At 37.1% G+C, this 15872-nt stretch carries 11 protein-coding genes and 4 pseudogenes; 12 read left to right on the top strand and 3 right to left on the bottom strand.

Features of this window, described 5'->3' with window-relative positions:
• Positions 1–11: 11 nt before the first annotated feature.
• The 3 genes from ACVYAD_RS03745 to ACVYAD_RS03735 all read left to right on the top strand — a co-directional run bounded on the left by ACVYAD_RS03745 (position 12) and on the right by ACVYAD_RS03735 (position 2131).
• On the top strand, positions 12–530 hold the full coding sequence (locus ACVYAD_RS03745; protein WP_476424699.1) for an RNA polymerase sigma factor: 519 nt from the start codon (positions 12–14) through the stop codon (positions 528–530).
• Positions 523–1425: a hypothetical protein gene (locus ACVYAD_RS03740; RefSeq protein WP_349658662.1), complete on the top strand. Its 903-nt coding sequence runs from the start codon at positions 523–525 to the stop codon at positions 1423–1425. Before ACVYAD_RS03745 ends, ACVYAD_RS03740 begins: the two co-directional genes overlap by 8 nt.
• 169 nt (positions 1426–1594) lie before the next feature.
• Positions 1595–2131: a DUF1572 family protein gene (locus ACVYAD_RS03735; RefSeq protein WP_476424696.1), complete on the top strand. Its 537-nt coding sequence runs from the start codon at positions 1595–1597 to the stop codon at positions 2129–2131.
• A gap of 45 nt (positions 2132–2176) precedes the next feature.
• Here the strand turns inward: ACVYAD_RS03735 and ACVYAD_RS03730 are convergent.
• Positions 2177–2731 (bottom strand): annotated as a pseudogene (locus ACVYAD_RS03730) (delta-aminolevulinic acid dehydratase).
• Between the two features lie 304 nt (positions 2732–3035).
• On the opposite strand from ACVYAD_RS03730, the gene ACVYAD_RS03725 reads away from it, so the two are divergent.
• The 3 genes and pseudogenes from ACVYAD_RS03725 to ACVYAD_RS03715 form a co-directional block, all read left to right on the top strand.
• The gene (locus ACVYAD_RS03725) at positions 3036–4715 is read left to right on the top strand and encodes a methyl-accepting chemotaxis protein (protein WP_476424694.1); all 1680 of its coding nucleotides are present in this window, start codon (positions 3036–3038) and stop codon (positions 4713–4715) included.
• A gap of 275 nt (positions 4716–4990) precedes the next feature.
• Positions 4991–6013 (top strand): annotated as a pseudogene (locus ACVYAD_RS03720) (HAMP domain-containing protein); the annotation flags it as partial.
• Positions 6014–6271: 258 nt separating this feature from the next.
• Positions 6272–6952 (top strand): annotated as a pseudogene (locus ACVYAD_RS03715) (methyl-accepting chemotaxis protein); the annotation flags it as partial.
• 343 nt (positions 6953–7295) lie between these two features.
• Here the strand turns inward: ACVYAD_RS03715 and ACVYAD_RS03710 are convergent.
• Positions 7296–7471 (bottom strand): annotated as a pseudogene (locus ACVYAD_RS03710) (transposase); the annotation flags it as partial.
• Between ACVYAD_RS03710 and ACVYAD_RS03705 the strand changes: the two are divergent.
• Positions 7404–7748 (top strand): hypothetical protein, encoded by a 345-nt coding sequence (locus ACVYAD_RS03705; protein ID WP_476424940.1) that lies wholly within the window; start codon positions 7404–7406, stop codon positions 7746–7748. The pseudogene ACVYAD_RS03710 and the gene ACVYAD_RS03705 sit on opposite strands and share 68 nt — an antisense overlap.
• Positions 7749–7952: 204 nt before the next feature.
• The gene (locus ACVYAD_RS03700) at positions 7953–9914 is read left to right on the top strand and encodes a methyl-accepting chemotaxis protein (protein WP_476424692.1); all 1962 of its coding nucleotides are present in this window, start codon (positions 7953–7955) and stop codon (positions 9912–9914) included.
• A 54-nt stretch (positions 9915–9968) separates the two neighbouring features.
• On the opposite strand, the gene ACVYAD_RS03695 is transcribed toward ACVYAD_RS03700, so the two are convergent.
• Positions 9969–11363, bottom strand: a complete 1395-nt coding sequence (locus tag ACVYAD_RS03695) for an alanine/glycine:cation symporter family protein (protein ID WP_476424690.1) — start codon at positions 11361–11363, stop codon at positions 9969–9971.
• A 678-nt stretch (positions 11364–12041) separates the two neighbouring features.
• On the opposite strand from ACVYAD_RS03695, the gene ACVYAD_RS03690 reads away from it, so the two are divergent.
• The 4 genes from ACVYAD_RS03690 (at position 12042) to ACVYAD_RS03675 (ending at position 15872) form a co-directional block, all read left to right on the top strand.
• Positions 12042–12740 (top strand): aspartate/glutamate racemase family protein, encoded by a 699-nt coding sequence (locus ACVYAD_RS03690; RefSeq protein ID WP_476424688.1) that lies wholly within the window; start codon positions 12042–12044, stop codon positions 12738–12740.
• Position 12741: 1 nt separating this feature from the next.
• Positions 12742–13779 (top strand): DmpA family aminopeptidase, encoded by a 1038-nt coding sequence (locus ACVYAD_RS03685; protein WP_476424686.1) that lies wholly within the window; start codon positions 12742–12744, stop codon positions 13777–13779.
• Between the two features lie 609 nt (positions 13780–14388).
• A complete protein-coding gene (locus ACVYAD_RS03680) occupies positions 14389–15081 on the top strand; it encodes a M15 family metallopeptidase (RefSeq protein ID WP_476424684.1) in 693 nt (230 codons plus the stop codon).
• Positions 15078–15872, top strand: a complete 795-nt coding sequence (locus ACVYAD_RS03675; protein ID WP_476424682.1) for a M55 family metallopeptidase — start codon at positions 15078–15080, stop codon at positions 15870–15872. Before ACVYAD_RS03680 ends, ACVYAD_RS03675 begins: the two co-directional genes overlap by 4 nt.

Raw genomic sequence — 15872 nt, 5'->3', positions numbered from 1 at the left:
AGGGAAAGCTTTTGTCTGATACAGAATATTTAGAGCAACTAATGGAACTACATACAGAGCATTTATTTCGTATCGCATACTACTATACGAAAGATCTACAAATAGCTGAGGATATCGTTCAAAATGTGTTTATTAAATTTTTTCATCATCAAAAGTATTATGAAGAAAGAGGAGAGATGAGGGCGTACTTAGCACGCATGACCATTAATAAATGTAAGGATTATTTAAAGAGCTGGGCATTTCGGAAAATTTCAGTGCAACATAAGCTTTTCTCTAAGCAAAAATCCGTTCTACAAGATACGCTTATTCAACAGGATGAACAAACGATTTTAGATGAAGCAATTTTGAAATTACCGTTAAAGCTACGAGAACCTATTGTGTATTTTTATTTAGAGGATATGACGATAAAAGAAATTGCTAAGCTACTCGAAATCCCTGAAGGTACAGTTAAATCACGTTTGAAAAAAGGGAAGGAATTATTAAAAATTGATCTTCATGATATTGAATGGGAGGTACTTTTCCATGGATAAGCATACAATGCATGTGTTGAAGGATGTCTCAGCACATAAAGAAGCAATCATTCAAAAGGTTCAACAACAAATTCAGGAAGATCCGTATCCATCAAAGCAACTTTGGCCGTATCGTGCACTGGCCATCATGATGACATGCTCTATTTTACTATTTATTGCATGGCAAGCTTCGAAACCGATTGACCATTTAACGACAGAAATACTTCATGAAGAAGAAAAACAATCATTCACCGATTTATTTCAAACAGAAGTTGAGGGAACAGAGACAACGTTCAGTCAGTATTTTCCAATAGCAGATCAATTACATCACCGTGAAAATATCAAATTTTATGCGCCGCTTCAGGGCTTCGAGGCTATGCAAGCAGTAGCGGCTACTATGGGGGATGCTGTCCACCTAATAGACCCAGAAACTCTTCCATTTAAATCAAATATACAAGAGGTCTATGCGGTAACATCAGATATGCAAGATGGTAGTCTGCAAAAGCAATTTCAATTTAGTTTTAAACAAAAGTCTCTCACTGGAGTGGATCGTCAATATATTAATTTTACGGTAATAAATGTGGATCATAATCCTTTAGTATACTATAAAGTTACGGATAGTCAGGATTTTTCAGGGGAAATCACGAATATAGGTTTGAATTTCATGAATCCTTTATATTTTCGAGCGATGACACCAGATCAAGGTTTCGCGTATGTATACTATAATTTTGATGCGGCAGGCAAGCGCATTTATCAAATGAGTACAAGAGCCAATGAGTTTTTTACGTATTATAATGGCTATGTATATCAAATAGGCTATCAATTAAATGGTGATCAACAGGAAGCACAAGAAAAAATGGTTGCTCTTGCAAGGGAATTTATCCCGCACATAAATTCAGCGAATGCAAAGAAGTAAGGTGGAAGAAAAACTGCCTGGGAAAGCTCGATTGGTGAAGGCTAGCAATCAGTAGTGATGAAGAACCCCTAGTGAGTATCGGTATATTTTAGGCAACAACTAGTTACCAAAATAGCACATTATATTCTGTTTATATTAAAATAGTTGAAAAGGGACGGGGGGTTCAACAATGACGGTAGCGCGAATGTATTTAAATGTTGTCAAAACAAGATTTAGAAGTGTCAAAGAGCTAGGCGATAAAACACTCAACCAACTAGAAGAGGCCCAATTGCACTGGGCGTATAATGAAGATTCAAACAGTATCGCAGTGATTGTAAAACATATTAGTGGAAATATGATATCGAGATGGACGGAATTCTTAACGACAGATGGTGAGAAAGCAACGAGAAATCGTGATGATGAATTTACGGATAGCCTTCAGACAAAAGAAGAGGTTATGACAGTATGGGAAAAGGGCTGGCAAGTATTTTTAGATGAGTTACATGGTTTAACGGAAGCTGATTTACAAGGGGTTGTAACGATAAGAGGAGAACGGCATTCCGTGATAGATGCGATTGAAAGACAAATGTCTCATTATTCACAACATGTCGGTCAAATCGTTTACATCGCAAAGCAAATAAAGGGCTCTGAGTGGCAAACATTAAGTATTCCAAAGGGACAATCTCAGGCTTTTACAGAATCAATGTTAAAAAATCATCAACAATAATAAAAAATCGTAGCGTGAGGCTACGATTTTTTTGCTTCCTTGCCTCTATGCAAAATAAAGCTGATACATCGAAGTCTCATCGTCAATAGATTTTGCGATTTCAAAGGCTTCTTATTGTTTGCGCCCATAAGCAATGATTTCATACATAAATCTTATGAGAAACATTAAATTGGCACTACCATCTATGTAATCATCCGGGGCCAAATAGGAGTGGCAACCTCTTTTTAAAAATGCAGTAGCTAGCTGCTTTTCACCTAAAGTACAGCCAGAGGCAAAAAAGTTCACATCTTTTAATGTACAGTAATTTAAGATCTCTTGTGGACCGAAAAATTCACCCCTTGGTTCATTTACCTCATAAATATCCTCACCTAGCTTTGGCATGCAAAAACGTCCTTCGTCCCCATGGAAGTTTAAAATTAAATAATCTATTCGATCGTCTAAATCTTCCCCTGACAAAACATCCATTAAATCATTGGGTCTTCCAATTAAATGAAGAGTCACTCGTGCACCAAATGACTCAAGTACAGAGCGTATTGCAAGCGATTCGATATCACATTCAGAGCCTACAACTAAACTAACGTATAAATCTGGTTTACTCATTTTCTACTATTCTCCCTTATTTTAGTTGTTAATAATTTCGACTGATTTTGGTAAAGTTTCCGATGAACAGCAATATGAAAGCCCGTTCGTTTACCAACATCGTGTAATTGCTACCGCTATGTTTGCACTACGCTTTTAAATAGCCATATTAAATTTACAGAAGTCAAGACATTTGGTGATGTGTTTAAATTTTGTAAAAAATTAGTGTTAATTCATGATAAAAGACGCACTTCTTATGGGATAAAAGATATGATTAGGCTATACTCAAGAGGATAAATGTTAATAGTAGAATAGAGGGAGTCGTATGAAATCAACGGTAGAACGAAAACTGCAATTTGCATTTGGTATAGTTTTAGTATTTCTATTACTAATTACTAGTATTGCCATATACTTTTTAAATGATAATAAACACACACTTGCGGAAATCGAAAAAAATACGGAACTAATGAATTTGTATAATGATATTTCCTTTCAAACAGTTCGTGCAAATGCTGCCATTCGCGGGTATATGTTATATGGTAAAGAAGATATGCTCAACAATCATCAGGAAATACGAGAAACATTACATAAATCTATACAGCGTATTGAAGAACTCGAACATAAAAATACGGACTTTGAACTGTTTTTAAAGCAATTAGAAGCATGGGAAAAGCCTATAGATGAACAAATTGTACCGCTTTTTCAAAGTGGTGAAAAACTGCAAGCCCAGCAGTTAGCATTACCGGTTTTAGGGAAAGGCTCTCTAAAGCTTGTTGAGTTTGGAAAAACGATGGCAACCGCTCAGCAGGACGAAATGCAGGCGCGTATAGAGGCTACAAAGCAAAAGGGCGACAGAAGTGGCAAAGAGATTGCCGTACTAGCAATAGTCTCCTTACTTATAAGCATTATTATTGCGACGGTTTTTGGGCGAAGAGTAGCAAAAAATATTCAGCAAACAGTAGAAGAAATGGACAAATTCTCAACTGGCAATCTACAAACGCACCTGCAATTTAAAACAAAAGATGAGTTTGCCCAACTGGCAGCTTCATTTAATTCGATGTCAGAAAAGCTTCAACATACGATGAAGCAAGTTGGTAATTCGGCTGAACAGGTAGCAGCAACATCCGAGCAGCTCACAGCGAGTAGTATGGAAGTAACACAGGCAACAGAAGTTGTCTCAGAATCGATTCAAGATATTGCACATGGTATTGAAGAACAGGATACATTAACAGGTGATGTACGAAACTTATCCTCGCACATTTTGAAAAAGATGGATGATATATCAATGAATATTGATCATGTTAACTATGCAACTGTAGAAACTAAAAATATGGCTAGCATAGGTCGTTCCTCAGTTCGTAATGTCATTGAACAGATGAATGACATTGCCAATAATACAGAAGAGCTAAGTACACGCGTTAAAGACTTAGATGAAAATACAGCAGCGATCGTCTCAGCAGTCAATGTTATTAAAAATATTGCTACCCAAACAAATCTATTGGCGATCAACGCCTCTATAGAAGCGGCGCGCAGTGGTGAGCATGGTAAGGGCTTTGCTGTAGTGGCAGAAGAGGTACGGAAGCTAGCAGACGAATCGAATCTAGCGGCGGTAGATATTGAAAAGGTTGTTTTGCAAATTACTGAAGATACAAGAATTATCGAGGAAGATATGATCAGTAGTAATGATTCAGTAGTGGTTGGTCGTGAAAAAGTAAATGTGGCAAGAGATAATTTCATTCAAATTGACGATGCCATTAATGATGTGCAAGCTCAAACTGAATCAGTTACAGCGGCTATTCGAACAATCCATCAAGATATTGAAAAACTTGTAAAAGAAATTGACTACATTAGCGAAGTATCCATGAATTCGAGTAGCAATGTTCAAAGTGTTGCAGCATCCTCTGAGGAACAAAATGCGGCGATGGAAGAAGTAGCGGCTGCTTCTACACATTTGTCAAAAATGGCGATTGACTTACAAGAATCCATTCAGGCATTTAAATACTAACAAATAACCCCTATGAATCATACAGAAAGAATGATTCATAGGGTTCTTTGTTTAGTGGATAATGGCGTGGAGAGCTCGAATTATGTCGAGAAAATCAAAAAAATGAAAAAATGTTTGAATTTAAGTGTATTTCGTCCGATAAAAACATAAGAAGAAAATTTATTCGATATGAGAAGGGGAGGCTGTGTGCTGGGGACTCTTTGAATATTAAGAGAAACCTCAAAATTGACAATAGACTTTTTAAGAACTCGTAAAGTTAAAAGGAGAGCTGTTGCATGAAACGATTATTTGGAAGCTTTAAGGGTAAGCTCTACACATTATTTGCTCTTATTTTACTAATCCCAGTTATTTCTGTAGGAAGCTTATCGTATCTTTCAGCAAAAAATTCGATAAAGGAAGAAATACTTTTTAGTGCAGATGAAAGTGTAAAAATTTTGAATACATTAATTGATAGTGCTATTAGCACGAAAATAAATGAAATCGCTACCTTTAGCGAGGAAATAAATTCTTCTAAGTACAAACAGAAGGAAACTAAAATAATACCGAATTTTCAAGAATATATGAAGCTGAGTCCAGATGTTTTAAGTATTTATGTTGGAACAAATGACGGAACATTTATCCAAGAACCAAAAATAAATAGCGCGGATTATAATCCTTTAGAAAGGGATTGGTATAAAAAAGCTAAGGAATTAAAAGGTGAGACTTTAATCACGGATCCTTACATAGATGCAGGGACTGGAGATATGGTCGTAACAGTTGCTCGTCAGGTGAAAGATCAGTCTGGGGTAGTTGCAATCGATTTGAAATTGACAGACATTCAAAAAGTCGCAGATTCTATAAGTATCGGAAAAAATGGATATCCTTCTATTTTTGGTGACAAAAATTTGGTCATTTCACATCCTACATTAGAAGCCGGTAAGGAATTAAACGAGAGCTTCCTTAATCAAATGTACGACAGCAAATCTGGCACGTATGATTATGTCTTTGACGGTGATAACCGCATTTTGTTCTTTACAACGAATGAACTGACAAACTGGAAAATCACAGGAACAATTTTTGCAAAGGAAATTGACGAATCAGCATCACCCATTTTGAAAAAAACGTTTCTCGTACTAATTGCTGCGATCGTAATCAGCTCGATTGTATTCTTTTTTGTCATGAAGGCAATTATAAAACCGATTAGATTACTAAAGGATAGTGCAGTAACCATTAGTAAAGGTGATTTAACAGAGAAAGTGACAATCACTTCTCATGACGAGATTGGACAGCTAGGACAAGCCTTTAACGATATGCAAGACAATTTAAGAACTCTTATTCAAAAAATTGAACAAAATGCCGAAGAGGTTGCCTCGTCAGCAGAAGAGCTAACAGCCAATGCCACTCAAACGAGCATTGCTACAGAAAAGGTAGCGATTTCGATTCAAGATGTTGCATCGAGCGCAGACACGCAAACGACGAGTGCCATTAAGAATGCAGAATCGTTACAGGAACTTTCCAAGGCAATTCTTCATATAGCTGAGATTTCTTCTACTGTGACAGATCTTTCACAGCATGCAACGCTACAAGCGGACGAAGGTGGAAAAGCAGTCCGAGATACGAAAGATCAAATGCAATCTATTCATGTATCAGTGACCGATTCCAACACGAAAATTCAATCACTACATGAACGCTCTCAGCAAATTACGTCCATTTTAGATGTAATTACAAGCATTGCAGATCAAACGAACTTACTTGCTCTCAATGCAGCGATTGAGGCAGCAAGAGCAGGAGAGCATGGAAAAGGCTTTGCAGTTGTTGCTGATGAAGTTAGAAAGCTTGCGGAGCAATCTCAGAAATCTGCACAACAAATTTTCGAGCTAATCCATGGCATTCAGCTAGAAACCGAACAATCTGTAAACATCATGGCAAAAGTTACAGAGGATGTTCAAAATGGTCTACATGTATCGGATGAAGCTATCACGAAGTTCCAAGTGATTATGTCAAGTATGGATGCGATTACTCCTAAAATGGAAGAGGTATCTTCTGCCTCTGAGCAAATGTCAGCAAGTGTACAAGAGGTGACTGCTGTTACGGAAGATTTGGCATTCTCAGCCAAAGGAAATGCAGCTGCTTCAGAGGATGTTGCAGCGTCTACTGAGGAACAATTAGCTTCGATGGAAGAAATTAATGCTTCTGCACAAGCTCTTGCGCATATGGCAGATGAGCTAAAACAGCTAATTAGTCAATTTAAATATTAATAGACGTACGAAAAAATGCCATTCCTCCTTTGGGGAGTGGCATTTTATATTATTGAAAAACTATTGTGTCAATGAAATTAAGGTTTCATTTTAAAAAAAGTAAGGCTCTTCGGCAAAACGAATGGGCGCTTTCTTGAGTCATTTGTTAATAGAAAGTGGTTGTTTTTTAAATAAAACAGGATTTTGTTTCATTAAATCTTTATTCATATAAAAAACGAACTATAGTAGCTTTTGCGATTCTGTTTTGTAGCTATAGAAAATATTCGCAAAGATGTCCTTGAGTATTTTGTTTTTCAATACTAATAAATGACACTGGGACATTTTCTTGTTTGACTAAGTCATTCTATTTTCTAAATTTAATAATGGTAGTGTATTTCCGGAGATTTAATGGCATCAATGCAAAAAGCCTATATTGTTTTCAACCTTTTATTTACTACGGACAGAAAATCGAATGAAACGAAAATTAGTCTTTAAGAATCCGAAAATAGGTTCTACATTGATTTTTCGTTGTCGAAAGATGGCACCTGGTTTTCTCTGTGCGAAAGCGAAGCGACAGCAACAAGATTTTCTCTGTGCGAAAGCGAAGCGACAGCAACAAGATTTTCTCTGTGCGAAAGCGAAGCGACAGCAACAAGATTTTCTCTGTGCGAAAGCGAAGCGACAGCAACAAGGTTTTCTCTGTGCGAAAGCGAAGCGACAGCAACAAGGTTTTCTCTGTGCGAAAGCGAAGCGACAGCAACAACTATGCAAAGATGACATCACCCACACGCTATGCTGTTGTAATCTAGTTAAATAAAAAATAAAAAAAGGGGTTTGAAATTAAGTATTTCATCCGATAAAAACCTAGGGTGATATTTCTTCGATAAAAGAAGGGTAGGTTGTGAACAGAGAAGGAAGCGGCATAGTTTCCGAGCCTAAATCATCAAGTAAAGTGTCAGTAAAAGAAACACAATAAAAATACATATTTCAAGAATTTTGAAGACTAGAGGAGAACTGTTGCATGAAAAAATTATTTAGAAGCTTTAAGGGTAAGCTCTACACGTTATTTGCTCTTATCCTATTAGTCCCAGTTATTTCTGTAGGAAGCTTATCGTATCTTTCAGCAAAAAATTCGATAAAAGAAGAAATACTTTTTAGTACAGATCAAAGTGTAAAAATTTTGAATACGTTAATTGATAGTACTATTAGCACGAAAATAAATGAAATCGCTACCTTTAGCGAGGAAATAAATTCTTCTAAGTACAAACAGAAGGAAACTAAAATACTACCGAATTTTCAAGAATATATGAAGCTGAGTCCAGATGTTTTAAGTATTTATGTTGGAACAAATGACGGAGAAGTATTTGTAGAACCAAAATCGAATAGCGCTGATTACAATCCTTTGGAAAGAGATTGGTATAAAGAAGCTATGGCTTTGAAGGGAGAAACTTTAATAACGAAACCTTATAAAGATGTAGCGACAGGAGATATGATTGTAACAATTGCTCAGCAGGTAAAAGATCAATCTGGGGTAGTGGCAATTGATTTAAAATTGACAGACATTCAAAAAGTTTCGGACGCTATCAGTATCGGGAAAAATGGATATTCATCTATTTTTAGTGAAGATAAAATGGTCATTTCAGACCCGACTATAGAACCAGGTAGCGAAATAAAAGAAAGCTTCAGCGACAAAATGTACGACAGCAAATCGGGAACGTATGAATATGTATTTGAAGGTGAAGATCGTATTTTGTTCTTTACAACGAACGAATTGACGAATTGGAAAATTACCGGAACAATTTTTGCGAAGGAAATTGATGAATCAGCATCACCAATTTTAAATCATACATTACTCGTGTTAATTATTGCGATTGTCATAAGTGCAATTGTTTTCTATTTTGTTTTGAAAGGAATCATAAAACCGATTAAATCGCTCAAGGATAGTGCAGTAACCATTAGTAAAGGTGATTTAACAGAGAAAGTGACAATCACTTCTCATGACGAGATTGGACAGCTAGGACAAGCCTTTAATGATATGCAAGACAGTTTAAGAACTCTTATTCAAAAAATTGAACAAAATGCTGAAGAGGTAGCATCGTCGGCAGAAGAGCTAACAGCCAATGCCACTCAAACGAGCATAGCGACAGAAAAGGTGGCCATTTCGATTCAAGATGTTGCATCGAGCGCAGACACGCAAACGACGAGTGCCACTAAGAATGCAGAATCGTTACAAGAACTTTCTAATGCTATTTTTCATATCGCGGAAATCTCTTCTACAGTGACAGATCTTTCACAGCATGCAACGTTACAAGCAGACGAAGGTGGAAAGGCCGTCCGAGATACAAAAGATCAAATGCAATCTATTCATGTATCAGTGACCGATTCCAACACGAAAATTCAATCACTACATGAACGCTCTCAGCAAATTACGTCTATATTAGATGTAATTACAAGCATTGCAGATCAAACGAACTTACTTGCTCTCAATGCAGCGATTGAGGCAGCAAGAGCAGGGGAGCACGGAAAAGGTTTTGCAGTTGTAGCTGATGAAGTTAGAAAGCTGGCGGAGCAATCCCAGAAATCTGCACAACAAATTTTCGAGCTAATCCATGGCATTCAGTTAGAAACCGAACAATCCGTAAACATCATGGCAAAAGTTACAGAGGATGTTCAAAATGGTCTACATGTATCGGATGAAGCTATCACGAAGTTCCAAGTGATTATGTCGAGTATGGAGGCGATTACTCCTAAAATGGAAGAGGTATCTTCTGCCTCTGAACAAATGTCAGCAAGTGTACAAGAGGTAACTGCTGTTACGGAAGATTTGGCATTTTCAGCAAAAGGAAATGCAGCTGCATCAGAGGATGTTGCAGCGTCTACAGAGGAACAATTAGCTTCGATGGAAGAAATTAATGCTTCTGCACAAGCTCTTGCGCATATGGCAGACGAGCTAAAACAGCTAATTAGTCAATTTAAATATTAATTATAAACATAACAAAAACGCCATTCCGTTTGAGGAATGGCGTTTTTGTATAGATTATCGATCTTCTTCCCAGCAATCAGTATTTTTCAATGTTGGGATTGATTTTGCATAAAATACAGGGTTTTTGCCTGCATTGCGTTGTATTGTAAAGTCGTCTAACACTTTGAAGGCAATTTTACCAAGTAACAAGATGACCGTAATATTGATGATAGCCATTAGTCCCATGAATAGGTCTGCTAAGTTCCAAACAAGCTCTACTTGCGCAAGAGCACCGAACATAACCATAGCAAGCACTAAAATACGGTAGCCAAACATCCAACCTTTATGTGCATTCATAAACTCAATATTAGATTCACCGTAATAGTAATTTCCAACGATCGAACTAAAGGCAAAGAAAATAATAGAAATTGCAATAAAGTAAGGAGCCCATCCACCTACATGTACAGCTAAGGAATTTTGTGTAAGAATAATTCCATTACTTTCACCAGTATTATATAGACCCGCTAAAATAATAATAAACGCTGTTGCAGAACAAATCATAATTGTATCAAAAAATACACCTAAACTTTGCACTAATCCTTGCTTTGCAGGATGTGAGGTATTGGCTGTAGCTGCAGCATTAGGGACACTACCCATACCGGCTTCATTAGAAAATAAGCCACGGCGTACACCTTGCATAATAGCAGCTCCAATCGCACCACCAGCAGCTTCCTGAAGACCAAACGCTTCTGTGAAAATCAATTTGAAAACGGCAGGTATTTCAGTCAGATTCGTTACAATAACAAAAAGGGCTACAGCTAAATAGAAAACCGCCATAACAGGTACAAGTACTTGCGTAACTTTTACAATTCTATGTACGCCACCAAAAATAATCATGGCCGTTAACACAACTAACATAACACCAATGATAGCAGGCTTAATATTAAATGCCTCACCTACAGAAGTTGCAATCGTATTCGATTGTACCGCATTAAATATAAAGCCAAAGCTTAACGTTAAAAGAATACCAAAAATAATCCCTAATTTACGTTGACCTAAAGCTTTTTCCATATAATATGCTGGTCCACCACGGAACGTATCGCCATCCTTTACTTTGTACACCTGTGCAAGCGTACTTTCAATAAAGGCAGTCGCCATTCCTAAGATGGCAATAATCCACATCCAAAATACTGCTCCAGGTCCACCTACACCGATTGCTAATGCAACACCTGTAATATTCCCAGTACCTACACGTGAGGCTGCGCTAATCGTAAAGGCTTGGAACGGAGAAACACCTGAATCTCCCTCTCTTTTCTCCACTATTAAACGAAACATTTCAGGGAAAAGTCGAATTTGGACAAATTTTGTGCCAAATGAAAAATACAATCCAGCAGCTATTAACAATGTAATAATGCAATATGTCCATAAAATATTATTAGTATCACCTACAATATTCGTTAACCATTCCATTTGCTTTCCTCCAATCTCAATACGCTTTAGTCTACACTGTTTTTTTGTAATATATCCACTTTTTGAAAATACTGAATTATATTAATTTTGTGTGCGACGTAATATTTTTACAATATTTGAAATACATATCCCTAGATGTTGGTTAGTATGGATTGTTTTGTAGGAATTTTACCGGATAAATAGAATGAGATGAAAGAAAAATGCAAGTTGTATGAAAAGGAGGTTCGGTATGGTGTTTTACTTACTTTTGTATTGGCACTTTTTAGTTATGATTATGTTAGTGATCATATTTGCAGGAATGATTACTTTTTTGTTTCCCTGGTTTTCATCTATTGTTTTATTGATTTTGAGTGGTCTAATCGGCTTTGTATATTCTATATTCATTGATTATAAGGATGCCAGTTTCTTTTTTATTAGTATTAATCTTGTTGTTAGTTCTATCCCCATTTTATTAATTAGATATTTACACTTCTTAAAAAGAAAAGCGGAAGAAATGGAGGAAGGTAGTTTCAATTAGTGAAGTTTTAGAAAATTCTCTTATTTAGGCTGGCTTTTTAGTATAATAATTAAATTATAGGCTAATCAACAAAAGATAGGTATGACAATTATTGAAACCAAGTTGGAGCAGAAATGAACATGATATTATGTGTAATCAGTCAAATTAAAGGGGGAATTTGTATGAAAACTATTGGCATGATTGGTGGTATGAGCTGGGAGTCTTCTGCTGAGTATTACCGTCTTATGAATCAAGAGGTAAAGACACAATTAGGAGGCTTACATTCAGCCAAATGTATTTTGTATAGTGTAGATTTTCAAGAAATTGAGCATTACCAAGCTGAGGGAGATTGGGAGAAGGCGGGGCAAGTGCTGGGAGAAGCCGCGCAATCTCTAGAGCGTGCAGGGGCAGATTTTATTATCATTTGTACAAATACAATGCACAAAGTTATAGATATCGTTGCCGCAAAAATCCAATTACCGATTTTACATATAGCGGATGCGACAGCAAATCAAATAGAAAAAGCTAGTTTACAAAAAGTTGCCCTTCTTGGGACAAAGTACACGATGGAACAAGATTTCTATAAAGCTAGAGTAGAAGGATTTGGCATTGATGTGATTGTTCCACTTGTTGACGAGCGTACTGAGGTCAATCGTATCATTTATGAAGAATTATGTTTGGGCCAAATTGAACAAACATCGAAGGAATATTATTTACAGGTGATTGAAAACCTTGTGCAGTCGGGAGCACAAGGAATTATATTAGGCTGTACAGAGATTGGATTACTTATTAAACAGGAAGATCTGAAAGTACCTGTTTTTGATACAACAATTCTCCATGCAAATGCTGCAGTAAATATGGCGATTCATAAGGGGGAGTAATATGAAAGTACGAGAAATGGGAATCGTTATTGGAACAATATCCACTGGCGAGAAAAATTGTATTACCGATGTAGCTGGCGTGCATGTAGGTCATGTAACGCTCGATGAGAAGATGAATCAAGACGGCGCTTATGCCTGTACAGGAGTAACGGCGATTTTACCGCATGATGGCAATTTATTTCAGCAAAAAGTTACTGCGGCAAGCTATGTCATAAATGGCTTTGGGAAAACGACAGGGCTCGTTCAAGTGAATGAACTAGGGGTTATTGAATCACCAATTATGCTAACGAATACATTTGGCGTTCCGGCTGTAACACAAGGAACGTTACAATTTATGCTAGATTCGAATAGTGAAATAGGTCATTCAACAGGAACTATTAATATCGTAGTCGGGGAATGTAACGATAGCTATTTAAATTCTATTCGAGAATGTCCTATCACACCTGAACATGCTGAGGAAGCGATCCGCAACGCATCAAATGAAACAGCAAAGGAAGGGGCAGTTGGTGCAGGAAAAGGAATGATGTGCTTTGGCTATAAAGGTGGAATTGGTTCATCTTCCCGAATTGTGACACATGAGTCAACGAACTATACGATAGGATGTATGGTCCTTAGTAATTTCGGGCAAAGCTCAGAGTTTCTAGCACATCGATATATTACTTCGAACGGTCAAAGTGAATCGACATTATCTCCGACAGATGGCTCCATTATCATCGTACTTGCTACAGACGCTCCGCTTAGTAGTCGTCAACTAACACGTGTCATTAAACGTTGCGGTATTGGACTAGGACGTACAGGCAGTCACTTTTCACATGGCAGCGGAGATATAGTCATTGGCTTTACAACAGCACATCATATCGCACATCTATCAGATCAACTTGTTGAAACACGTACACAGCTACGTGAGGATCACCCTATCATGAATCAATTATTTGCAGCAGCTGCAGAAGCAACAGAGGAAGCCATTTTAAATTCATTATCACAGGCACAGACTACAATTGGTCGAGATGGACATAAAGTTGAAGCCTATCGATTTTAGCTCTATAAATAGGCATGAAACATTTTTAATTTTAGTGCTCGAAGTAGTAATAAAAATACTATTTACTTGGCTATTGGACCGTATAGTAATCTCGAAATAATTAGAAGAGTTTACCTCTGTTTTGATTAATATCAAAATGGAGGATTTTTTATAACCAATTACTAAGGCTTATCACAGATGGTGGATGTCATTTCATAAAACGTATGCCATTTATATAAGCTGATTTCCGTTCTGATTGCACGCCCCTGGAAAACGTCAAGTCGGAACGGAAATCAACCACACGTTATGGTTGGAAACCTTGAAGAAGGTGATGGGTTTCATTTTTTATTGTATTTCGGTAATCTTCTACCCTATCCACGAATAAAATTCCTAAATAGGTGAAAAAACATCCCCTTTCGACTCCTTGCATCAATGATTTGGCGCATCTTGTTTAAAAAACAGAGATTAGCTATTACTCTGTAAGATTTTTTTTTTTATCTAGTCAATAAATTTAAGGTGTGATACATTCGATAAAACTGAATTATCTAAAAAATTTATCGAAACCTGAAATTGGAGGTGTGAACTATACATGACCCCATTTTTCAACCTATTGAGGCAAATAAAACTTCAATGAGGGAATCAACGCCAGCAATTTGTGAAAATGGTGAGCCAATCATTCAAATTGGAGAAGAACATTCAAGAATTTTTATTGAGCCAATATACTATCATCAAAAAATACCAAATAGTTTACAAGTTATTTATTTACGTCAAGGTGTCTATGACCGATTGATAAAAGCACTATTATTATTACCTGAAAATTTTAGCATGATCTTATATGATGGCTATCGTCCGTTCCAAGTGCAGCAATTTTTGTTTAAGAGTTTTTCAAAACAAATCGCACAGCTTTATCCCCATTTTACTGAGCAAGAGGTTGTAAGTGAAACTCGTAAATATGTTGCGTTTCCTAGCAAAGATCATGCTCATTTCGCCCCTCATTTAACAGGTGGAGCGATTGATCTGACACTAGGAGATTTGGAGGGGAATGCCTTAAATTTAGGTTCAGCATTTGATGAACTCAGTGGAAAGTCTGCGACACGCTATTTTGAACAACAGCCAGAGGAAGATTGGGAAGCCTGTGTACATCGACGTCTTCTATATAACTGTATGACGATGGTTGGCTTTACGAATTATTCAGAGGAATGGTGGCATTACGATTTTAATAATGTTTCATGGGCAAGACGTGTTGGTGCGCAAGAAGCTAGTTATGGGGCTGCGGAAGCCATTATCCAAGACAATAATTTAAAGGAGTTTCGATTTCTATGAAGGTTTATATTAGTGCAGATATTGAGGGAATTACTGGTACAACAGCATGGAGTGAGACGGAGCTAAACGCGCCGGATTATCAGTTTTTCCAAAAGCAAATGACAAAGGAAGTAGAAGCCGCTATAGAGGGGGCTATTCGTGGTGGAGCAACCGAAATTTTACTAAAGGATGCCCATGATTCAGCACGTAATCTAGATATTTCTAATTTACCAGTAAATTGCAAGATTATTCGAGGTTGGACGTATGACCCGATGTGTATGGTCGCGGGACTTGATAAGAGCTTTGATCGAGCGATTTTTATTGGTTACCACAGTAAAGGGGGAAGTGCGCGTAATCCTTTGGCACATACGCTTTGTGTTTTTGCGGATGTGAAAATTAATGGGGAGTATGCGAGTGAATTTTTAATTAATACGTACGCGGCTGCTTTACATGGTGTTCCAGTTTCATTTGTTAGTGGAGATGTGGGGTTAACAGAGGAAATTCAATCAATCAATGATCATATCCTCACATTTGCTACAAAAGAAGGGATCGGAAATGCAACTATTAGTGTTAGCCCACAGCTGACGATTAAAGAAACGAAACGACTTGTTGAGGACTCAATGAAAGTTCCTCGGGAAGATTTGCAATTACCATTACCGGAGCGCTTTGTAGTGGAAATCATTTATCGTGATCATACGCGTGCATATCGAAACTCGTTCTATCCGAATGCTACGTTTAAACCACATAATACAGTGGAATTCGTAACGGATAATTTTTATGAGGTGCTTCGAATATTACAATTCTTAACATAA

The sequence above is a fragment of the Lysinibacillus sp. G1-3 genome, assembly GCF_056322905.1.
Note: the sequence above shows the minus strand (reverse complement) of the source record. Positions and strands in the feature narration are given on the sequence as shown.